At 42.8% G+C, this 24,188-nt stretch carries 13 protein-coding genes; 4 read left to right on the top strand and 9 right to left on the bottom strand.

Going from position 1 to position 24,188, the window contains the following annotated elements:
* Positions 1-13: 13 nt before the first annotated feature.
* Both MgSA37_RS07955 and MgSA37_RS07950 read right to left on the bottom strand, forming a co-directional pair.
* Positions 14-856, bottom strand: coding sequence for an isocitrate lyase/PEP mutase family protein (locus tag MgSA37_RS07955; RefSeq protein ID WP_096351044.1), 843 nt, complete (start codon positions 854-856; stop codon positions 14-16).
* Between the two features lie 62 nt (positions 857-918).
* Positions 919-1,839: an AraC family transcriptional regulator gene (locus MgSA37_RS07950; protein WP_096351042.1), complete on the bottom strand. Its 921-nt coding sequence runs from the start codon at positions 1,837-1,839 to the stop codon at positions 919-921.
* Positions 1,840-2,039: 200 nt separating this feature from the next.
* On the opposite strand from MgSA37_RS07950, the gene MgSA37_RS07945 reads away from it, so the two are divergent.
* The 3 genes from MgSA37_RS07945 to MgSA37_RS07935 all read left to right on the top strand — a co-directional run bounded on the left by MgSA37_RS07945 (position 2,040) and on the right by MgSA37_RS07935 (position 5,373).
* Positions 2,040-3,566 (top strand): aldehyde dehydrogenase family protein, encoded by a 1,527-nt coding sequence (locus MgSA37_RS07945; RefSeq protein WP_096351040.1) that lies wholly within the window; start codon positions 2,040-2,042, stop codon positions 3,564-3,566.
* Positions 3,567-3,627: 61 nt separating this feature from the next.
* Complete coding sequence (locus MgSA37_RS07940; protein ID WP_096351039.1) at positions 3,628-4,023, top strand: DUF779 domain-containing protein; 396 nt, start codon at positions 3,628-3,630, stop codon at positions 4,021-4,023.
* A gap of 453 nt (positions 4,024-4,476) precedes the next feature.
* Positions 4,477-5,373 (top strand): patatin-like phospholipase family protein, encoded by an 897-nt coding sequence (locus MgSA37_RS07935; protein WP_096351037.1) that lies wholly within the window; start codon positions 4,477-4,479, stop codon positions 5,371-5,373.
* Between the two features lie 61 nt (positions 5,374-5,434).
* Here MgSA37_RS07935 and MgSA37_RS07930 read toward each other — a convergent pair whose 3' ends face one another.
* Positions 5,435-8,230 carry a glycoside hydrolase family 2 protein gene (locus MgSA37_RS07930; protein ID WP_096351036.1) on the bottom strand — a complete coding sequence of 932 codons (2,796 nt, stop codon included), beginning with the start codon at positions 8,228-8,230 and terminating at the stop codon, positions 5,435-5,437.
* Positions 8,231-8,510: 280 nt separating this feature from the next.
* Between MgSA37_RS07930 and MgSA37_RS07925 the strand changes: the two genes are divergently transcribed.
* Positions 8,511-9,083, top strand: a complete 573-nt coding sequence (locus MgSA37_RS07925) for an HD domain-containing protein (protein ID WP_096351034.1) — start codon at positions 8,511-8,513, stop codon at positions 9,081-9,083.
* A 101-nt stretch (positions 9,084-9,184) separates the two neighbouring features.
* Here the strand turns inward: MgSA37_RS07925 and MgSA37_RS07920 are convergent, their stop codons facing one another.
* From MgSA37_RS07920 to bglX, 6 genes are all read right to left on the bottom strand, one after another.
* Positions 9,185-10,735 carry an FG-GAP repeat domain-containing protein gene (locus MgSA37_RS07920; protein WP_096351033.1) on the bottom strand — a complete coding sequence of 517 codons (1,551 nt, stop codon included), beginning with the start codon at positions 10,733-10,735 and terminating at the stop codon, positions 9,185-9,187.
* A gap of 17 nt (positions 10,736-10,752) precedes the next feature.
* Positions 10,753-12,072 carry a vanadium-dependent haloperoxidase gene (locus tag MgSA37_RS07915; protein WP_096351032.1) on the bottom strand — a complete coding sequence of 440 codons (1,320 nt, stop codon included), beginning with the start codon at positions 12,070-12,072 and terminating at the stop codon, positions 10,753-10,755.
* Complete coding sequence (locus tag MgSA37_RS07910) at positions 12,069-15,662, bottom strand: VCBS repeat-containing protein (protein WP_096357334.1); 3,594 nt, start codon at positions 15,660-15,662, stop codon at positions 12,069-12,071. Before MgSA37_RS07910 ends, MgSA37_RS07915 begins: the two co-directional genes overlap by 4 nt.
* Before the next feature lie 196 nt (positions 15,663-15,858).
* Complete coding sequence (locus MgSA37_RS07905; RefSeq protein WP_096351030.1) at positions 15,859-17,721, bottom strand: RagB/SusD family nutrient uptake outer membrane protein; 1,863 nt, start codon at positions 17,719-17,721, stop codon at positions 15,859-15,861.
* 27 nt (positions 17,722-17,748) lie between these two features.
* A complete protein-coding gene (locus tag MgSA37_RS07900; protein ID WP_096351028.1) occupies positions 17,749-20,994 on the bottom strand; it encodes a SusC/RagA family TonB-linked outer membrane protein in 3,246 nt (1,081 codons plus the stop codon).
* Positions 20,995-21,819: 825 nt separating this feature from the next.
* Complete coding sequence (gene bglX / locus MgSA37_RS07895) at positions 21,820-24,120, bottom strand: beta-glucosidase BglX (protein ID WP_096351027.1); 2,301 nt, start codon at positions 24,118-24,120, stop codon at positions 21,820-21,822.
* Between the last annotated feature and the right edge of the window lie 68 nt (positions 24,121-24,188).

Genomic DNA, 24,188 nt, shown 5'->3' with positions numbered 1-24,188 from the left:
TTTTAGCCCTGACCTATTTAAATAGCTTATTGATTTCGTCATATGGTATGGTATCGCTGGCGAAATTAAAGGTTCCATGCTGCAATATCTCTTTTGCACCATTAATAAAGGCGCTATAGGCTGCCCTTGCAAGCGATGAACCAAGACTAACGCGCTTAACCCCAAGGTCTTCCAACTGCGTCAGCGATAAATTGCAATTATTTAACCCCATAACAACATTAACAGGCCGCGGGGCCACCGCTTTTACCACTAAAGCAATTTCTTCTGGCGTTTTTATGCCCGGTGCAAAAAGCACATCCGCGCCCGCGTCAGCAAATGCTTCCAGCCGTTTTATAGTGTCTTTAAGATCCGGCCTGCCATAGATCAAATTTTCGGCCCTGGCGGTTAACATAAACGGAAAGGGAAGGCTTTTTGCAGCTTTTACAGCAGCTTTAACCCGCTCTACCGAAAGATCAAAAGGCAGGATCGGATACTCCGGGCGACCCGTGGTATCCTCAATTGAGCCACCTGCCAGACCCGCCCGGGCGGCAAGCAAAATAGTTTCTGCACAAACTTCCGGATCAATACCGTAGCCATTTTCAAGATCAGCTGAAACAGGGACATTTACTGCAGCAACGATGCTCCTGGCATTTTCCAACGTCTCCTGAAGGGTAACGGAACCTTCTCCGTCAGCTTTCCCCAATGAAAAGGCAAGACCTGCACTTGTTGTAGCCAGGGCCTTAAACCCGATACTTTGCAGCATTTTTGCCGAACCCGCGTCCCATGGATTTGGAACAACAAAAATACCTGCACGCTCATGCAGATCTTTAAAAGCTTGTGCTTTTGTCAACTGGGCACTGTCCGGCTGAAAATTCATGATAAATAGTTTACTGAAAAATTGATTAGTTAACAGAAGTCCAAAATTAGAGAATAAGGTTGTTAATTCAACCCCTTGCGGAATTCGTTTGGCGTTTTGCCTTCAATCCGTTTAAACAATTTAAAAAAGTAGCTTAAATTGTTTATCCCCACTGCGTAGCAGGCCTCACTAATGGTTACATTCTGGTCGCGTAACATAGTGCAGGCAATTTTTATCCGCTCGTGCAAAATAAAATCCACCGGGCTTATCCCAAATTCACGTTTAAAACACCTGAAAAACGTTGGCTTGCTCATACAGCAAAGGTTGCTAAGCGTATCTATGGTAATTTCTTCACTGATATGCGCCTTTATGTATTGCACCGCAGATGCAAAACGGTTGGTGGCCGTGTAGTTATTATAGCTGTCGAGGATCAGTTTACGGGCCTGGGTTTGCATCAGGCGGATGAGCAGTTCTTTCAGCGTAAAATCAACCAAGACGTCTTTCCCCGCAATATTTTCGGTACTGATGTTGATCAGCCTGTTTACTGCCGAAGTAATTTCCAATGAATTCTGGAGGTGGAAGCAGGAGATATCAATATTCCAGCTCTCCTGCTTTTCGGTTTTGGGATATTTTTCGTTGAGCAGGTTCAGCGTATCCTTCAGCATAGTTGCCTCAACAGCCAGGGCAATGCATTGCGTAGGGTTTAGCAGGTCTGCTTCAGGGAAGTCGATGATCATTTCCTCCTTATCCGGTACAATTACCGATTCGCCCGGCAAATAATCAAAATGCTCGGAACCAAAAAGGTGCATCACTTTTTTACCGCGCAACATGGTAGTGAGCACCATGTCATCAAAAACAAGCTTTACTTTTTCTGATTGCTGCCTGGTCTCAAACACATTCAGCTCACAATGCTGCATGGTATAAACAGACCTGTTCTCCACAAGGGTTTTCAGGTCCTTTTCGGCCTGCAGGGGCACTAGCTGAGGTTTAAACTTCTGCTGCATAAAAAGTAGATGCGGATTTGTAATGCTGCTGCAATTAAAGCAGCTAATTGGTTAAAATAAAGATAGCGAGTTATTTTATAAATAACGTTTCTAAATTATTAATATTTTAATGCATAAACCTGATACAATAGTGCATAACAGTTACCTGCTTGTGCACCTATTTTTATAATCACCAATTTATAACTAAACTAAATTATTTTATGGAAACACTTTTGGAAACCGAAAGGCTGGTTGCGCGCCCTTCGTTTAAAGATCATTATGACAATTTTATTGGGGGCGAATGGAAATCGCCGGTAAAAGGCGAGTATTTTGACAGCATTTCGCCTATCGACGGGCAGGCTTTCACTAAAGTGCCCCGTTCCGGCAAGGAAGATATTGAGCTTGCCCTGGATGCTGCACATAAAGCATTTGCCACCTGGTCGAATTCATCGCCCACAGAAAGGAGCAACGTATTATTGAAAATTGCACAGGTGATGGAGGATAATCTTAACTACCTGGCTGCAATAGAAACCATTGATAATGGTAAACCAATAAGGGAAACCATGGCAGCCGATCTGCCGTTGGCTATTGACCACTTCAGGTATTACGCAGGAGTGATAAGATCGGAGGAAAGTACCGTTACTGAACTCGACGCAAATACCGTCTCTCTTAACATCAACGAGCCACTCGGCGTCGTCGGGCAGATTATCCCCTGGAACTTTCCATTGTTGATGGCGGCCTGGAAAATGGCTCCTGCCATTGCAGCAGGTTGTACCGTGGTGATGAAACCAGCCGAACAAACACCGGTTGGCATATTGATCCTGATGGATTTGATTAAAGAGGTGATCCCTGCGGGCGTTGTAAATATTGTTACTGGCTTTGGCCTGGAAGCGGGCAAACCCCTGGCAAGCTCTCCAAGGGTAGCAAAAGTTGCCTTCACCGGTGAAACCACCACTGGCAGACTGATTATGCAATATGCATCAGAAAACCTTAACCCGGTTACAATGGAACTGGGCGGCAAATCGCCGAATATATTTATGCCGAGTATTATGGACGCGGATGACGAGTTTTTTGACAAGTGTTTGGAAGGATCGGCTATGTTTGCCCTTAACCAGGGAGAAGTATGTACCTGCCCTTCGCGCATGCTAATTCATGAATCTATCTATGATCGTTTTATCGAACGCGTAATTGAGCGTGTGGAGAAGATCAAAATGGGGCATCCGCTTAACCCTGAAACCATGATGGGCGCACAGGCCTCGCAGGATCAGTACGAAAAAATCCTTTCCTATATCGAAATAGGCAAAGAAGAAGGCGCGGAAGTATTAACAGGCGGCGGTGCAAAATATCTTGACGGCTCGGGCCTGAGCGAAGGTTATTATATCCAGCCAACGCTGTTGAAAGGCCATAACAAAATGCGTGTTTTCCAGGAAGAAATTTTTGGCCCGGTTGTTTGCGTTACAACTTTTAAAACTACCGAAGAGGCTATTGAGATCGCTAATGATTCGCTTTACGGGCTTGGAGCAGGTTTGTGGACAAGGGATGCACACGAGTTGTATCAAATTCCACGTGCCATACAGGCCGGTCGTGTTTGGGTAAATTGCTACCATGCTTATCCTGCGCATGCACCATTTGGCGGGTATAAAAAATCAGGTTTTGGTCGCGAAACTCATAAAATGATGCTGAACCATTACCGCCAGAATAAAAATATGCTTATTTCATACGACAAGAAAAAGTTAGGATTTTTTTAACAAAAGGTTTATTTACCGGGCATTACAGCGGAGGCTGTGATGCCCTTTTTTATTTGCAGCAATGGACAACACAGCAAGAATAGCAGCAAGCCCGGAAGCAATTGAATTGATTGAGCGCTTACGCAATGAATATGGTGAGCTAATGTTTCATCAAAGCGGCGGCTGTTGCGACGGCTCGCAACCCATGTGTTTTGAAAAAGGCGAATTCAGGGTTGGCGAAAGCGATGTTTATTTGGGCGATGTGGCCGGCTGTGGTTTTTTTATGGCCCGCGATCAGTTTGAATACTGGCAGCATACCCACCTCACCCTTGATGTTACCAAGGGCCGGGGCTCAAGTTTTTCGCTCGAAATCCCCCTCGGTTTGCGGTTTATGATCCGGTCGAGGCTTTTTAGTGATGAGGAGGCAGCACATATGTCGCCTGTTATTTCGGGGGAGGCATATCTGGAACGACGATAATGCCAATCCTTTTTCACTTCTGATTACTGATAAAAACTATTCAGGCAACATTCTTTTGTTCCGTAGGAACATCTGGTGGGTAGAAATTAAAATGTGGGAATTTGCGTTCCATCGGAACGCTTCGTGCTATTCCTGCTCTTTGCAAATTAGCGAAAAACACCAATCGTTCCTATGGAACGAGAAAATAATACACCTTTTTTTCTACCGACGAGATGTTCCTACGGAACATTAGACAGTTTAATGGCATAATTCAACTTACTTTTTACAACTTATTACGTTTAAAACACGCGCGCTACTGCCCGGATGAAAACCACCGGCAATAAACAATAAGATTGATCTTTAATGATGAATTTAAATTAAATTACCGCCGGATTTATATGACGAAACGATAAAGCGCGGAAACCCGGGCTTCATTTAACCACCGGGAACAAATAGGCACCGGTAACAAATAACATGAAACAGAAAGCGGCATTAGTATTATCAGGAGGTGGCGCGCGGGGAATAGCCCACATTGGCGTTATTGAAGAATTGGTAAAGAAGGGATTTGATATCACCTCAATTGCAGGAACCTCTATGGGTGCGGTAGTTGGCGGGGTTTATGCGCTCGGCAAAATGGAGGAATATAAAAACTGGCTCTATACCCTTGATAAAATAAAACTCTTTAGCCTGGTTGATTTTACGCTTAGTTCGCAGGGGTTGGTTAAAGGCGACAAACTGCTTAATACTGTAAAAACATTTATCCCGGATGCAAATATTGAAGACCTGAAAATTCCCTATGCAGCGGTAGCGGCCGATATCATACATAAAAAAGAAGTTGTTTTTACCACAGGCAGTTTATTTGAGGCCATACGGGCATCCATGGCTATACCCACTGTTTTTACGCCCGTAAAGTTTGATGACGGCCTGCTTATCGATGGCGGCATCATTAATAATATGCCTATCAATCGTATAAAAAGAACGCCTGGCGATATATTGATTGCTGTGAATGTAAATGCCGATATCCCTGTTGAAAAGCCTCCGGTTGAAAAAACCGAAACGGCGGCCACACAATCCACCTATCAAAAAAAACTCCGGGATTTTTACAACCAGCTGCATATTTTGCATCCATCGGGCAACGAAGAAAAATCCAATGGCGAAGAAAAATTAGGATACTTCAACCTGATCAATAAAACACTCAGTTTCATGACCTATCATATCACACAGATGACGCTGGAAAACTATTCACCTGATATTTTGGTAGATGTTTCACGGCACTCCTGTGGTACGTTTGATTTTTACAGGGCCGAAGAAATGGTTGAACTTGGAAGATACGCTGCCATCAAATGCCTTGCAGCCTATAACCCTGCGTAAAACAAAAGCCTCCCGTTTCGGGGAGGCCTTGCCTGACTTTATTATTTGGATTGATTGATTTCTATTTAACAGTTAGAGAGATCACCTGCTTCGGAAGGTTCCATCCTTCTAATAAAACAGTTGGCTGCGTTTTTCCTAATTTTGCAAGCGGCGCACTTACTGATACCGTAATGCTTTCATTGGGCGCCAGCGTGAAATAACTCCCTGTCCAGTAGCTTGGCATAACTTCTTCTCCGTTTTCCATCAGCTGAGGGCGTACAAAAAACGCTATTTTATCTGTATTGTTGGTAAATTGCAGTGTCCATTTGCTTTCGCCGGTACCCTTTTCGGCTTTTATTACTTTTACCTGCACCTGCGCAGGTTGCAGGCTGTTAAAGCCGGTCAAATCATCACCGGGCGCCATCCAGTAAACATTGTGCGACACTGTTTTACCAGCGGCATTCGTTAAATTCAACACAACAAAACTTACACCCTTAGCAGTTTTTAAAATACCTTTTAACGGGATCACCTCCTGCGTGCCTGCTTCTGCAAGGCCGATATGGTTTACGGTAAATGTTTTTACCAGCCTGCTGTTGATATCATAAATATCAGCTTTTGCGGTCAACAAACCTGTAGCGTGGTGCAAACGGTTGATAACAGCCGCGGTTGAATCATCCTGGTTAAACTGGATGTGTAAGGGTTCAACTGCGTTTTGCATAGCATAATAACCCGCATTCGGTTCCAGGTACCAATCATATATCTGCCATACCACACTTGGCAGGGCCGAATTTAATTTCCATAACATTACCCCGCCCGTCTCATTCAGTTTATGCCCGGCAGCTTCAAAAATACCCTGGTAACCCACCCAGTTCATTAACTGCATCTTGTCAGAAAAGTTGACCAATGTTGATGGCTGCCCGTAACGTTTTACCATTTCGTTATAATATTTGTCGTATTGGGCCGCGCCGGTACAGGCGTCATGGTAGCCCCAGCTATTATTTAAAGGGTATGGCAATTTGGTATCCCAAACCAGGTCGGGAATAGTTTTTGCGAGCGTGGTATAAGGGGGTTGCGAGGGGATACCTGTTTCATCCTTAAATACCCAGTCGCCGCCAAAATCCGCCTTTTTATAATATACTTTGGGATCTTCCCATTGGTAGGGCCCACCGCTGTAAACACCCGATGGCATATCATCCGGGTACGAACCTTTCCATCCGGCGGGCAATTTGGCATAGCCCGATGAACTGGGTATAAAAGGCCGTGTACCATCCAGGGCTATAATATTATCACGCATAGCATCGTATAATTCTTTACGGGCGTGGCCTTCGTTGCCGCCTGTCCACACCAATAAGCTGGGGTGGTTGCGGATCCTATAAATAGTGCTTACCACATTTTTTATAAAGACATTTCCTTCAAGCGGCCAGTCTGGCGAGCCTTTAAACTCACCCTGGGTATCGCCGGTAACCCAAAAGTCCGACCAAACCATCTCACCATATTTGTCGGCAGCATTCCAAAACGCGTCCGGCGGTGTTACGCCCCCGCCCCAAATCCGTACCAGGTTAACATTGGCATTACGGCACAGGTGCATTTCATAATCATAACGCGCCGAATCGCGGTTCACCATCATATCAGGCACCCAGGCGCCACCATTCAAGTGTACTTTTTTGCCGTTAACATAAAAATCGCGCCTCACAAAACCCCTGACATTTGTAGCGGTGGAACTGGCTGTGCGGATACCAAAAACGAACGATGTATCGTCAGCGATACCATTACCATCAGCAAATTGAAGGCGGATACGGTACAAATTAGCCTTTCCATAGCCATTGGGCCACCACAGGTGCGGCTGATGGATAAGTAACTGGCTGATTTTATCAGCATTCAAATCCACTATTGATACACCGTTTGCCGCCACTGTTTCGTCTTGGGTAAACTGCACGGGTAATCCTGCAAAATTTTCCGGTTTTATGCTGATCGTTAATTTTCCTTTTTGTAAAGCCGAACTATGGTTTAAAAGTGATAAGTTTAATGATAACCTGGCTACACTTGTATCTGGCAGATTTGGCAATTCAGTAACTAATTTGGGGCGACCAATTGTTACCGCACCAGTCGTGCGCAGGTAAACAGGCTGCCAGATCCCCATATTCCGATCACGAACCGGCGGGATCCAGTCCCACCCTACCGAACACAACATGGTTACGTTTTTGCCGATATCACCACTTGGCCCCCCGTTTTCAAAGAATGGGCCCAGGGCTTGCAATTGTTCTTTTGCCGGATAGCCTGCATAGTCAAGCGGGTAAATTTTTACTGCAAGGGCATTTTCGCCCCCCGTTATTATTGCATTGGTTACATCCAGGTTATATTCAGCAAACATGCCTGCCATTTGGGTGGAGTCGGCTATTTGTTTTCCATTTACCCAAACCGCTGCGCGATAATTTATTCCTTTAAAAATTAGCTGGAAGTGACGGCCTTTATCACCCGCAGGTACTTTAAAAGTGGTCCGGTACCAATACGGCTTTTTCCATGGATTGGGTTCATTGGGCAAATAGCTGTACTGCTCCAGGTTATATTCTTTGTTAAACTGATCAGAAGCATCCGGAATCAACATATTATTAAGGCCCTGGTAAGGATCAGGATAAATATGATTGGCAACCAGGCCGGTAAGCACTGTTGAGGGTACTTTAACAGGGAACCAATAACCCTTGTACTGATAATTGCTTCCGGACAACTCCTCTCCTGAAGCATTTACCTGGGATGACGATTGCAAATCAAAATTTGTAAGTTTGACTTGCTTAACACTTACGCTTTGCGCAAATAGACAGGCAGGTATAAAAGAGGTGATTATTAAAGCAAAAGCAACCGAATAAAAGGCTTTTTTCATTGATATAATTTATTTTTTATTGAAGATGAAATTACCCATCAACCGGTTTAATTTTTTTAAACCTTGCCATGCATAGTGTTTCATCTACACATATTTGACGGCAGTAAATCTACTCAACTAAAACGAAGGAGAAACTGTACTAATTTACCGTTTTATTGTATTATTTTGGACGAACCTTATTACCTGAATAACGTTAAAGAAATACAGATGCAGCAGAAAAAAACATACGTTCTGCGTCATTATTATACATAAGTAAAATAAAAGCTTTGACCGGTATAACATGCAATTTCAATCAGCTAAAAAATTTATATCAGACAAACTTAAACGGGAGCTGCCGGCTCACTTCACCTACCATAGCTATGATCATGTAATGGATGTTTACCAGGCTGCTGAAAATTTAGGCAAACTCGAAAATATTACTGATGATGATATGCAATTATTGCTTACTGCAGCTTTATTTCACGATTCCGGATTTATTGAAGGAGCAACTAATCATGAAGAAGGCTCATGCCGCATAGCACAATTGTACTTACCAAACTTCGACTTTAACACTTGTGATATTGAAAAAATCTGCGGTATGATTATGGCAACCCGGCTACCGCAAACGCCGAAAAACCTTTTAGAACAGATTTTAGCCGATGCGGATCTTGACTACCTTGGCCGGGACGATTTTTTCAAGATCAGTGATCTCCTTTATAATGAATTTGTTGATGCCGGCGTAGTAAAAAACATCGGTGAATGGAATAAATTGCAGGTCTTGTTTTTTGAGCGCCACCATTACTTTACAAATGCAGCTATAAATTTACGACAGGACAAAAAACAAGCACACCTTTTGATCTTAAGATCAAAATAGGGGCGCGCCAATTCATCTTCGTTATCCACCAAGGGCCCTGAAAGCGGTTCAATAGCTGGTAAGTTGAATTATTGATCCAACTTACCGGCTATCATTTAAGTTTACTTTTTGAAATTATTCTCCAGCACTATAAAAGGAGTTTTTGCATCCCAGAATGGTTTAATCCCCTGTATCATAAAGCCGGTACTATAGTTGCCTAAAATAATATCAGGCTTGCCGTCGTTATTAAAATCGCCAACGTCCATGGTAAACCAGCGGCCGTAATTACTTACCGGGACGGCATGGGCTTTAAAGTTAAATGGGCTTACCTGTTCAAAATAAACAAACCCTTCCCCGGGATTGTGCTGCAGGTCGGTGTAAAAAGAACTGGTAGCAATATCCAGGTCGCCATCGGCGTCGAAATCGGCTGCGATAGCTTTGGTACACCCATCCAACGGGTAGAACCATTTTTGTTTAAAATCCCAGTTACCCATATTCTTAAAAATATACACACCATGGTAAGGCTTTAATATTCGCGAATCATTAAAGTTATAACCACTGGTATAAATCAGGTCAGGTTTGCCATCATGGTCCATATCAGCCAGCTGAAAGCTGGTTGATCCATAAACAGGCGGAAAGCGCAATAAATTCTTCTCAGTGAAACCACCCTTATGGTCGTTCAAAAACAACCATAAACCCTCATCGCCGCTGCCAAACAATATCATCAGGTCCTGCCAGCCATCATTGTTAAAATCCCCCGCAACAGCCTGAACGGCCCCGGCTTTATTTGAAATATTGGATTGGGCATAGCTGTGGTCAGGATTTTGTTTAAACAGATAAACGCCACCTTTATAATGTCCCTGTCCAAGTATAACCACATCGGTTAGGCCATCTTTATTAAAATCGCCTTCCAGTGTCTGAACAGGCCTCGCCAGGTCATCTGCAACCAGGTTCGCGGTTGTATCAGTTTTTGAATCAAGGTTAATATTTAATACGCGGCCGTTCGGAAAATCCACAGCCTGGATCTGGCCAATACTCGAAAAAATGCCGATGTTATTTCCTTTGTCGTCCTTTTTAAATAGGGCGTTTACAGTTGTTGATGGCAGCGTGGTTACTTTTCGCTGGTTAAAATTGCCATCCCACTCAAGCAACCTGTCCGTCAAAGCATCTGAAGTATAAATTTTATGGGTAAACGGATTCACCATTGCCATGGTAGTAAAAGTAGAAAACTTTGCCTGGCCAGGTTTTTTCAGCGTAAATCCAGCCCAATCATTGAGTAAAGGGGTTGGCTTCGGGATAGATAGTATCGTATCAGGGGCCATCTTTTGGTAATAACCGGCAATGATTTGCCATTCGGCCAATGACATGCCTCCTGTATCTTTTTCACTTTTATAATATCCGCCAAGATAAGACGACAGGCCAAGGTAATGCGCCATATGTGGTAGCGTATGGTGGCTCCAAACATTTTTATTAAGCGCATTTGCCGGAACAAGCGCGTGGCATTTGGTACAATTAATCTCCACAAGTTTTTTTCCGTCAACAAGTGTATCACCTGTAATTGTATATGTTTCAGGCTCTTTTGAAGAGCAACCGTTGATTAATAAAGTTCCTGAGAATAACCCAACCAATAAAAGAAGGTAGAATATAAATAAATACGGTTTTTTAAAGTTCATTGTAAATTATAAATCGATTAGTTGGTAAGTTTTAATTTATTCCAGATAAAATTGCCTATTTGCTTCCCCTGCGTTGCACCTACCAGTGAACTGTTAAGATAGTGGATACCGCCATAAAACCGGCTCAGGGCAGTTTCGTCAGATGCTTTAATAAAGGAATCAAAATGCCTTTGTTTGCCTATATAATGGAGATCACTTGTATCCTGGAAGGCAAAATTATCGCCAAATTCATGCGTTAACAAAACTGCTGCCGCAGCGCTGATGGTAGAGTGGCCGGCTGTATATTCAGGGAACGGGGGAGTTTGTAATAAAGGCAGCCAGTAATGATCTACTTTCTCGTTAATGTTAGTAACCGGCCTTGCATAACTGTATTTGTATTTCACTTCCCAGCAGCATATAAATGCATCATACAGGCCTATTGAAGTAAGCGCATAGGCCTGTGCAGTTTTAACTGCGTTAGCATGACTTTGCTTACAGGCAATGGTAGTAATACCTATCCAATGGCCGCCGGGAGTGATCTTTTTATCAGCAAACATTAAATGGCCGCTATGTTGAATTACAAACGGGTTATCGTCCCAATAGGCGGCAATTAGCTTTTCTTCATCAGTTAAGCTTTTGTTTTTATTATATACCTCCATGTATTGTTTAACAAATGCACTGTTTTTATCCTCACTGTAAGCCGGCGGCGGGCCCGGAAAAAACTGTTTTGACGAATCAATCGCAAAAACTTTCATATCACCCCAGCAAAACTCAACGCCATCCATGTAATCAGGTGGCGTTGGACGCCATTTTGCCGGGCTGGTTTCACCTAAATATTTTGGTTTCCCCCTGGTTTGGGGGTAATCGTCAACTGCGGCTCTTTTTAGTATTAATTTGCCAATTTGTTCACCAAAATCAACTGAACGGGCATAGGTGGAGTCGTCAAGATTATCTTTGTACATCTGGTAAACACCATTTTCATACTTTTTTAAAGAGTCTATAGAAAAGGTAACCTTATGTGCCACCGTAAAAAATGCCTTGGTTGCAGCTAAGGCAAAATTGTAGTCTTTGCCCTTTTGGGGTACCGGCGGTTTGCCAAAGCCTTTAAGCTGGGTAATAATTGAATTATATTTCGGGTCGGCATAACGCATCGCCTCATACGATGCAAGTGCCGTGTACCCATAAATACGTGACGCAACAGGCGGCGTAAACACATCGTAAATAATTACCTGTGTTAACTGGTGCTCATTTTCATGCAGCACATCAGCATCATTTAATAGTGCTGATTTGTTTTTGTGGGCACAACCCACGGCAAATAATGCTAAAAGCAAAACTGCTGTTAATTTAACATTTCTCATTTCATATATTGGTTTAACGGAACATTCCTACCTCGACCCATATTATCAGTAATTTTTACTGATTCCATGGTATTATCAACATTAAAAAACCTGCCCGACTGCGACAAAAATGATGTACCATTATAAAATTCCAATTTGGTTATTTTCCCATTTTTATATTTTATTACGGCGTAAGCGTCTGTGGGTTCAATTTTAACCGGATGTACCGGCCGTTTTAGTTCAAATATTTTAAGTACATCCCTGTTCTGGCTTGCAGCCAGCAAATAGTTGCCTTTTGCACCCATTAATTTTACGAGAGCCTTTCCATCCCCCGGAATATAAATGCCACTCTTCTGAAGTGTAACCGGTATAAAATTTCCGCGCCCATCGCCCTTTAACATCAGTCCGTTAAAGGCGTCATAGCGGCCGGTTCCGACTTCCGTTCCATAGTCGTTTCCGGTTAAAGCAATATCAAGGTTGCCATCCCCGTCAAAATCATCAACTACTATCCCATTAAGCTGCGAAACCTGGGCCTCAAGCGGTAAAGGGGTCATCGTGAATTTGCCATCTCCGTCATTACGCAAATAACATGACTGCATCGTGTTAACCTTTAGCCGCACAGCTCCCTGCTGCATCTCGGGCGTAATAACCGAATCCATTGTCGCTACGGCATATGATTTGTAATTCTGAAATTTCACCCGCATACTAATCATCTGTTTGATAATGTCATCGCGCGTATTAACCGGAAACTCCCGCATCTCTCCACTCTGATCTTTTAAAAACAGCGACGGAAAAGCATCATAACTACCATTATTATCAAAATCTTTGGCAGTAATATAAACCGGATATTTATCAGAAGCTTTATAAAAAGTATTTAACCCGGTGTTACCAACAATATAATCTGTTTTCCCGTCATGGTTAAAATCGCCGGCTGCTATGGTATTCCACCAGCCCAACTTATCACTTATCCCGGTATTGGCCGTAACATTCTTAAATACACCGTGGTCATTTTTTAAAAATGTTACCGGCATCCATTCACCGGTAAGTATAAGATCGGGCCAGCCATCATTATCGAAGTCAGAAAATGTCGCATCACAAACCAGCCCAATGTTTTGAAGGTCTTTTGCTACAGTTGCCGTAACATCGGTGAACTTTATTTTCCCATCCTTGCTGTCGTTGCGAAGGATCATGCTTGACACTGGTTTCGGGTAATTCCAGGGCTCAACGCGGCCTGAAACAAACAAATCCATCTTACCGTCCTTATTGTAATCAATTGCTTTTACACATAACTTACTGGTATAGTTTTCAGGTAGTGCATCAACAGCCGCGCTGAAATTCCCTTTACCATCATTTATGTAAAGCCTGTCCTGGTAATATGGCGAACCCGGCTTATTTTCATAACCACCACTTGCAATATACAGGTCGGGGTGGCCATCTCCATTGGCGTCAAACAATAGCAACCCTTCATCTTTAAAATGATCTTTAGGGTTATCTGCCCCTTTAGCAAGCAGATCGCGTTGGATAAATTTGCCATCGGGTTGCTGCAACAGTAACTGGGCGGGATATTTTGAGGTACCGCCAATCACCATATCGTCATACCCGTTGCCATCAACATCCCCTACAGCTATCGCCGGAGAATATTGCGACAATTTATGAGGGATCAGCTTTTGGATATTAAAATCAACCAGGTCATCTTCCTGATGTTTGTAGGTAACTCCAACATTGCGGGTTACTTCTTTAAATAAAGATTGTGTATTTATTTTAGGCAGATCGAAGGTGAAATTATCTTTTGCATCTGCCATTTTCACTTTCAGCAACTGATCGGCCTTAACTTTTGTGAGGCATTGTTTTTTACCATTTTGCCATTTGATCACCACCGAATCAAGCAGGCTATCCCTGCCAACGCCAAAATGTGCTATATTTTGTATGGTAGAAAGATAACCGCGAAAAGGTGTGTTTTCATACACCTGGTGCTTGTTATTACCATAATAAATATCGGCCCATGCGCCAATCCCGTCCTTGTTTTGGCTGCCACCGGCAAATTTTATGTTCAGGTAATGGCTATCGCTTTTACTTTTTTCTCTTGCTGTATTTTTGTAGATCAGCACTTCATCATTAATATTATTGATCACCAGGTCCATATCACCGTCATTATCAAGATCTGCATAGGCCGCGCCATTTGAAAATGTTGGTACATCAAGCCCCCAGCTTTTAGTTACATCAGCGAATTGAAGGTTGCCGCCGTTTTTAAAGGCATAATTTGGGATTTTAATAATTGGTATTTGGTCAAGTATTTGTTTTTTCGAAGCTACCATATAAGCTTCAGCCCTGAACGTTGTAAAATCATGGTCATTTACATCACGCGGATAGCCATTAGTAATAACAATGTCCCTAAAACCATCGTTGTCAAAATCGGTTATCAAAGGGCACCAGCTCCAGTCGGTTTGCGATACCCCGCTTAAAAAACTGGTTTCACTGAAGGCAGGCTCACCAATTGAGTCATTCTGCCCGGGGCGTGGCCCCTGGTTAATTTGTAAAGTATTCCGGTTATATTGGTACTGGTAACCGTAATAATCATAATTCTTAAAAACCTGGTATGAGTTTGAGCTCATGAACATCTTTTTACGGTAATTATCCTCGGGGAACATGTCGAGCTCAAAAACGTCGGCAAGGCCATCATTATTCAGGTCCTCAATATCCTGCCCCATCGAGCTGGTTGAAGTATGTTTAAAATATTCCTTTGACCGATCAGTAAATGTACCATCGTGATTATTGATGTATAATATATTTTCGGGCAGAAAATCGTTGGTTACATAGATGTCCTTCCAGCCATCCCTGTTGATATCAACCGTGGTGGTAGCGTGACCATACCCTTCCATCAAGATTCCCGCCTGTTTTGATACATCATGAAAAACAGGATGTTTTAAAACGGGATCCCAATCATTACGGTAAAGATGCCCGGTGCTTTTTCCGGTTCCATCCCTTATAATAGGCCTGAATGTGCTTGTATTATCTGATGATTCTGCATCATTTACGGTAAGGTACATGTCGAGGTCGCCATCATTATCATAATCGAAAAATGAGGCCATTGTAGAATGTAACTTTATATCAAGGCCATATTCTTTAGCCATTTCCTTAAAATGGGGAACCCCATTTTTATCGGGCCCCAGGTTAATGTAAAGCAGGTTCGTCCGTTTATTGGAATCACTTAGTAAGGTATTGCACACATAAATATCTAATAAACCATCATTATTTATGTCAACAACAGCCACACCTCTTCCCCAGCCTCCCCTGCCGCCCACACCAGCCGCCACGGTCACGTCCTGAAACTTAAAATTACCCTTATTGATATATAGCCTGTTGGGCACAGCGTTACCAACCAAATAAATATCCTGTAAGCCATCGTTGTTAAAATCGCCGATTCCTACGCCGCCGCCATTGTAAATATTGAGCTTATCTAAAGGATTGATCGAATCATTTTCAACAATCTTATTATTAAAATTAACGCCCGAAAATGATGATGGGATACTTTCAAAAAGTGTATCCTTTTTTTTACATGATACTATTAAAAGAAAAAATAAACCAAACAAAAGATAAAGGCTATTTCTCATCAACATAAACATTTAGGGGTATATGATATCCTTTAAGGGACAAAATTTCTTCTCAATCATTTTTGCTTTAGTGTACAGCAAACCTGCTATCCAAAATAGTTTTGAAATGGGTTGCTTTACCTCAAAAACAGCACGCTAAGTTAAAAAAAAAGAGGCGGTGATATACATCACCACCTCTTTTTTAAAGTATTTATCCTTAGTATTTAGGATTTTGTTTCAATTGACCATTTTCCAGTGTAACCTGTTGAAGAGGTATTGGATAAAGCTCATTTTTACCTGCGGTAAATGAGTGACCGTCTAACACAGGGTTAGCAATGCGGGTAACAGCGGCAATATGGCCGTTAATTACGCCAGCCATGTAACCTGCAGGCTCAGGGCCACCATAAATAGGATCCCAGCGCTGTAAGTCGAAGAAACGGTGACCTTCCATACCAAATTCTAACTGCTCTTCCATATGAACTGCTTCGCGGGCATATGATTGTGAAGGGAATGTGGTATACAAACCAATCTTATAGTTGGCAGCAGGAGTGGTGGTAAAACCAGCAGATGGGTTGCTGTCGTCAACATAGGTGTGAACCCAGCCAGCAGGATCCTGCATACGGGCACGAACTACGTTTACGTCAGCCATTGCACCGGCTAGGTCGCTTGATTCAACCTCGCACTCTGCACGCCATAAATAAAGGTCGGCAAGTGTTATCAGGTTGTAGTTATCAGCTGTACCCTGGTTACTGGCCCATCCGCCGTTGTTATCAGCGGTTGAAGCTTGCTGAGAGTGGTAGAAAACGTTTTTGATCGGGTTGTATGGGCAAAGGTCGCCACGTGACCATTGTTCACCACCGCAAAGGCCCCAGTCAAGATATGGGATACCGCGACGGCCAACGGTCCAGTCGATACGGGGATCCAAGGCATCTGTCGGAGGTGTGAATGCATCCGAAGCGCCTAAACCATGGTCGTTACCTAAGTTAGTAACACTTGAGTTGGGAATGTTTGCAGTAACGTTGGTAGTGGTTTTATTATCACCGGTAAAATCAGCAACAGTCATGCTGGTGGTGCCTAACAAAGGCAAGCCGTTTGCATCCACTTTAAAGGCATTGGCCAAAGTGTATGATGGCTGGTAAAAACCGCAGCAACCTGTGTAAGTACCGGCAGGGAAGTTTAAGGCCTCACCAGGATTGTCATTTGATCCGTTTGAACCGTCATTAATAGTCATCTGAACCGCGAATACTGATTCAGGGCCGTTCTTTTTAACAGCATTGTAATTATCTTCGTAACTAGCGCTCAATGCATATTTTGCACCGCCGGCAGTTTCGCCATTGGTGATCAGGTCATCCAGGGCTGTTTTGGCTTTGGCATACTGGTGATCCCACAGGTATGCTTTTGCTAAAAATGCTTCGGCGGCGTAATAGTTGGCACGGCCAATTTGTCCCTGTGTTTTTGGTAAACCAGCCATTGCAGCAGTAAAATCTGCTTCAATTTTATCCCATATCGGGCCGGGGTTGGGCACGTTAAAGTTACCTGCACTGTAAGTGATAGATTCGTCTACATAAGGTACATTCCTGAACATTTTTGCCAGTTCGAAGTGGAACACGCCGCGCAAAAATTTCGCTTCGGCTGTTACTTCTTTTGCATAATCTGCTGATACGGAACCATCTTTTATTAAAGGAATTTCGCGGATCACGTCATTTGCACGCTGAACAGCATTATAAAACACCGACCATTTTTCAGCAATATATTCGTTTGAAGGGTCGATAGTGTGATTCTCCACCGGCACAGCTGTTGGCTGATCCGTAGTATTTGATCCTTTAAAAGCATCATCGGCGCCAATACCGCCATATGCCCAGTTATCAATACCTGATTCCCATTCAGTTGATGTTTGGCCATAGCCATCCAGCATGGAGTAGGCGCCGATCAGCAGGCCATCCAGACCAGCCTTGTTGGCCAGTACTGCGCCGTTTAGCGACCCTACCGGTGCCTGGTTCAGGAGCTTCTTACACGAATAGGTTAGTGTAAGCGCAACCAGCGAACCCAGGGCGATGAATTTACCATAAGAAGTTTTCATAACTCTAAATTTTTTATTTTTAATTAATTAAAATGTTAAGTTAACACCCAAAATATATTGTTTCTGGTTGCCTGGATAAGCGCCATAATCTATACCCAGGGGAGCAGCTCCACCATTATTAGCTAATGAAGAAACCAATTCAGGATCTAAGCCGGTATATTTGGTGATTGTAAATAAGTTGGTACCCTGAACGTAAACGCGCAGTTTATCAAAACCGATCTTTTTAAGTAACAAAGGATCGAATGCATAACCGATAGAAAGCACACGGCATTTCAGGAATGAACCATCCTGTACGTAGTATGAACTGGTTGTGCTTGAACCTAAGGCCTGAGAGAACGAAGCTGCTGACAAGGTTGCGCCAGGGTTGGTTACTACACCATTTGACACGATTGCCGCTTTGTTGTACAGGTTAAGGCTTTTACCACCCTGGAATGTGCTGTAGAAATCTGTCCAGTACTCTGTGTAGTTATAATCCTTGTTACCTTGTGAACCGTATAATACTGCAGTAAAGTCAAACCTTTTGTAACTCAGGTTAAGGTTTAAACCGTAAGTAAAGTTAGGGTTTGGATTGCCCATAAAAGCACGGTCGTTTGGAGTGATCTTGCCATCGCCGTCAACATCCTTGTAGATGAATGAACCAGGAGCAGCACCATCATAACCAGGCAGGCTTGATACCTGTGAAGCATTTTGGTAAACACCTGATACGATGTAACCGAAGAACTCGCCGATTGGGTGGCCAACCTGGTTCCTTACGATCGGGTTATCACGGTTGTTACCAGAGTCAAAGAAATTTGACAAGCCGGTTTCTTTGGTGATGTTGTTTTTGTAGGTAGTTATGTTGGCGCCTACACTAAAGGTAAGGTCCTTATTGATCCTGTCATGATAAGTGGCAGAGATGTCGATACCTTTGTTCTGAACGTCGCCAATGTTAACAACAGGGGCAGTAGCTCCACCAACAGTGTTGGGCAATGATGCCTGAAATAACAGGCCGGAACTTTCTTTTTTGTAATATTCAACGGTCAGATCTAAATGATTAAATAACGACGCATCCAAACCGATGTTGGTTAACTTATCATTTTCCCAGGTAGTGGAAGGGTTACCGATATAGCTATTGTAGAAACCTTGCTGGGTTTGACTTAAACCACCGCCGATGCCATAATAAGATGAACCTGCACCTGAACTAAATGCATTGTAAGGGTTACCACCCGGAGTATTACCATAGAACCCGGCTTCACCGTAGCTACCACGAAGTTTCAGATCATTGATCCAGCTAACCCCTTTCAGGAAATCTTCCTGAGAAAGATGCCATGCCAGTGAAACTGATGGGAAAGTACCCCATTGTTTGCCTGGGTAAAACAAGGACACACCGTCACGACGAACAGAAGCGCCTAAGATATATTTACCATCGTATACATAATCTAACTTACCAAAGAAAGATTCGATACCAACTGGTTGTTGCAATGTGCTATAAGGCGCTGAACTAACAGTACCATCGCCTAACTGCGCATATGCAGGATCAAGTGAAAACAAACCGGTGTTAGAAGCACCGAAATAACGGCCGGTGCTGTATTTTTGCTCGTAACCGGCTAACACCTGGATGTTGTGTTTACCAATAGTTTGTTTGTATTGGATAGTGTTTGTCCAGTTATAGTTACTATTGAATTGCTCATTTTCGTCTATTCCGTTTGGATTAGCGTGGCTTTCATAGTTTTCGTAAGGGTTGTAAGTAACATCGTTATAGTACTGGTTGTACAAACGACCACCGAAGTTGGTATGCAAAGTAAAGTATTTGGCAATGTCAGCTTCAGCAAACATGTTACCTTCTACATACACAAACCTTGCATGGTTGCTACCGTTTCTAACAGCAATAGCATATGGGTTACTACCGTTACCCAGTGGCTCACCACCCGGACCGTCATAACCACCGCCATAATTACCGGCAACGTCAAATACTGGTATAATAGGCATTTCGCGGTAAGTATAGGCAATTGAGCCACCTTCCTGTTGTTGCGAGCCTGGATAACCACCCTGATTTTCCCTGTAAGTAGCAAAACCGCTTTCGCCAAAGCGTATATGATCATTAACTTTAAAGTTAGAGTTCATACGGGCCTGGTACCTTTTTTCGTAAGTATTTAATAATGTACCTGTTTGATTTAAATAATTTAAAGAAAACAGGAATGTGCTTTTATCGCCACCGCCGCTTGCAGTAATGTTGTGCTGCATTTCAGGAGCTGAAGTAAATACAGAGTGGAACCAGTCGGTACCTGCACCTGTTGCAAATTTCTGGATCAGGAAGTCGTTGCCTGGGTTAGAAGCATCAAACTTGTAGTATTGTAAAATGCCTGAATCGTTGGTTACACCGGCAGTTCCGAAAGAACCAGCGGCAGATGAACCATGATAGCCATATGTTGGGATAACACCCGGGCCACCCGGATACAAACCTTCAGTTGCATTGTCATTAGCCCTGAAAGCCAGTTCTGATTGTTGTTCAGGGTTCATCAGGTGCCAAACGTTTCCTTTCAAAGGCTCCTGGTCACCATACCAGCCATCATAGCTGATAGTAGTTTTGCCTGCTTTACCTTTTTTGGTTGTTACAACAACAACACCGCTACCACCGGCAACACCATAAATGGCTGCTGCGCCCGCATCTTTCAACACGCTGATACTTTCGATGTCATTAGGGTTGATCAATGAAATATCACTAACCTGGGCACCGTCAACAACATACAGAGGGCTGGTGTTACCGAAGTTACCAATACCACGGATGTAAACGTTACTTGGGGCGCCCGGAGCACCGTTATTTACAACGGTAACACCTGCAGCCTGGCCTTGCAGTAATTGCTCGGAACTGGTTGTAGGTATTTTTTTGGCATCCGCCACATCTACTACGGAAACTGATCCGGAGATGTCCTTTTTAAGCTGTGTGGTGTAACCTGTTACCACCACTTCATTTAGTGAACTTGAAGCAGGCTGAAGCGAAATAGTAACAAATTCGCTGCCTCTTACAGTTACTTCCTGAGAAACATAACCAATGTAACTTACCACAAGTACATTGCCGGGACTTAGGCTTAAGGTAAAGTCACCGTTAACATCAGTTACTGCGCCAGTGTTGGTGCCTTTTATCCTTACGGACGCACCAACAACAGGTAATTTGTCATCGGCTCCGATAACTTTACCTGTGTGTTTTGTTTGGGCTGTAACTACCAATGAAGAAACCATGCAGCATAACAGCAGGCACAATGTTCTTCCCTTTAGGAGTAAACTTTTAAACATGAGATTGAGATTTAGTTGATTAATTTATTTGATTTTAAGACTTTGAATTAAAACTGAATTTATTTATACCGGCGGTCGGAAATTGATTTTAGCCAATAGAAATTGATAATGGTCCTGGTGAGAAGGACCTCCAATGGCTAAATGATTTAAAAAGAAAAAATGTAAACGTTTTATCATTTAATATGCACTAATAACGATAATAAATTTAAACTTATCACTACTTCACTTTATGGCTTATACCCTAAAAAAGGAGCTTCACCAAATCAATAAATGTTATAAAAATATTAGGTTTTATATAATTGTTGGCCAACGTAAAAATCCTTATTGGCGTTGATACTAATGTAAATAGTGTGTACTGTTTACACAAGTAATTTTATAAGAATTATAAATTAATTATTTATTTGGCTTTTAGACTAACAAAACCAACGCATTGAAGCCTTAATGTTATCAAATTATTAACAAAATAATAATAATATTAAAAAAAAGGCAATGTAATATTGTTGTTATATAAGCGTATGAACGGCCAAAAAAAGCTACCAGGCGCTAATTTGCATTAAAGATGACATTTGTGCCCTGATTTTTTAATTATAATATACCTCTGTAAAACCGGGCTGGCTAAAAAATCAGGATGTAAAAAATTCATCATTAATTCAAAAAAAATGTCATTATAACAATTATTATGGGATTATTAGGTCTTTTTTATGTTATATTTAATTTTTTATAAAATTTGCCTGGAAAATTACGCTGTTATATTTTTTTAATAAATAAAAAAAGGCCGGCAGGTTTAAACCTGCCGGCCTTAAAAAACGGCAATGGAAACTTTGTTTATTTAAGCCATTGTACCGAAGCTGAATGGATATCAGACGAGTTGGTACCTATTTGAATGATAAACTGGCCAGGTTCCCAATCATATACCAGCTGGTCATTATAAAATTTAAGTGCAGCTGTGTTGATATCAAATGTTACCATCCGGCTTTCACCCGGTTGCAGGGATATTTTTTGATAGCCTTTTAATTCTTTTACAGAGCGGCTAATACTCGCCACAGGATCGCTTATATACAACTGCACTACTTCCTCACCTGCATATTTTCCGGTATTGGTTACCTTTACCGTTGCCTTTAGGGTTTCGTTACCCTTTAGGTTGGTTTTGTTCAATTTTATATCGCCATAATTAAAAGTAGTATAACTAAGCCCGTAACCGAATGGGAATAATGGATCGTTTGAAATATCAATATAATCCGATTTGAATTTGGCGGGCGCTGCCGGGTCATAAGGTCTTCCGGTGTTTTTGTGGTTATAATATATAGGTATTTGCCCAACGCTTTGCGGGAATGTTGCTGTAATTTTTCCGGCAGGGTTATAATTACCAAAAAGCACATCAGCAATAGCATTTCCAGCTTCGGTACCCGGCGCCCAGGCATCCAAAATGGCATCTGCATGTTTATTTTCCCAAACCAGGGTAAGCGGGCGGCCATTAAACAACACGATAACCAATGGTTTGCCGGTTTGAACCAGTGCTCTTAAAAGATCGCGTTGGCTTTCAGGGATATTAATATCCGATCTGCTGGAAGATTCGCCGGACATATTTGCTGACTCACCAACCACCGCAACTACCACGTCGGCCTTTTTGGCTGTTTCAACTGCTTCATCTATCATTTGCTGGGGGCTGCGACTGTCCTTTTCCTGTTTCATACCAAAGAAAAACGAACGGGCATTTAAAAGTGAGTCCTCAGTTATGTTTGATCCCTTTGCGTATAAAACATTAACATCATTGCCTGCAACATTTTTTATCCCCTCACGCACACTTACTGATTTTTTGGGATCGCCTGCCACAACCCAGGTACCCAGCATTTCTGAGTGATTATCAGCCAGTGGCCCAACCAGTGCAATTGTGCCTGATTTTTTCAGGGGCAGCGTTTGCTTGTTGTTTTTTAACAGTACGAAAGAGTGTTCAGCAATTTTTCTTGAAAATGCCCGGTTCTCCGGGGTAAGCACATCTTTATCTTCTCTTGCCGGGTCGATCGATTTATAAGGATTATTGAACAAACCAAGTTTGTACTTCGCCTCCAGCACCCGGCGGCATGCCAGGTCAATTTCCTGTTGCGTAACTTTGCCTTCTTTTAATGACTGTTTAAGTGTGGTTAGAAACCCTTCGCCAACCATATCCATATCCAGGCCGGCTTTTAGCGCAAGTGCCGATACCGTTTGCAAGTCGCCCAAACCATGATTGGTTAATTCATTTACCGCTGTATAGTCTGAAACAACAAAACCTTTAAATCCCCATTGGTCGCGCAGCAGTTTGGTAAGCAGCCAGCGGTTGCCGGTTGCGGGTACGCCGTTTATGGTATTAAACGAGCTCATGAAGCTACCTGCACCGGCATCAACTGCAGCCTTGTAGGGTGGCAGGTAATCCTGGTACATTTTTATCAGGCTCATGTCAACAGTATTGTATTCGCGTCCGGCTTCGGCGCCTCCATATAAAGCAAAGTGTTTTACACATGCCATCACCGCGTCAGCGTTCATCATGCTGCTCCCCTGGTAGCCTTTCACCATTGCTTTTGCAATTTGCGAGCCAAGCCAGGGGTCTTCACCGGCGCCTTCAGAGATCCTTCCCCAGCGCGGGTCGCGGGCGATGTCAACCATTGGCGAAAAAACCCAGTTTAAACCTTCGGCGGTAGCCTCTTTTGCTGCAATATGGGCCGATTGTTCAATAAGCCCCATATCCCAGGTAGCTGATACACCCAGGGGTATAGGAAAAACAGTTTCATGCCCGTGAATAACATCGAGCCCGAATATCATGGGGATATGCAGCCTGGAGTTTTTTACGGCGATATCCTGAACTTGTTTTACCTTATCAGCACCCCAGATGCCAAACATCCCGCCGATATTTCCTTTTTTTATACTTTCCTCAATTCCTTTATTAACTACAGATCCCGTTGTAGGTACGCCGCCTGTAACTAAATTTAACTGGCCGATCTTTTCGTCCAACGTCATCCGGCTCATCAGGCTGCTGACAAAGGCATTCATTTTAGGGTCATCTCCCTTTTTTTGCGCCGATGCATTGTAAAATGGCAGCGTAAATAAAAAAAGCAGAAGCGCTTTAACCGATGAAAATAGTGTTTTCATTTTTGGTGATTGTTTAATAAACACTAATAAATTGCATTAAATTAATAAACAGGAAGGCACCCATTGCA

Source organism: Mucilaginibacter gotjawali (assembly GCF_002355435.1).
In the GTDB taxonomy this organism is placed as follows: Bacteria; Bacteroidota; Bacteroidia; order Sphingobacteriales; family Sphingobacteriaceae; genus Mucilaginibacter; species Mucilaginibacter gotjawali.
This window is presented reverse-complemented; position numbering and strand designations above follow the sequence as displayed.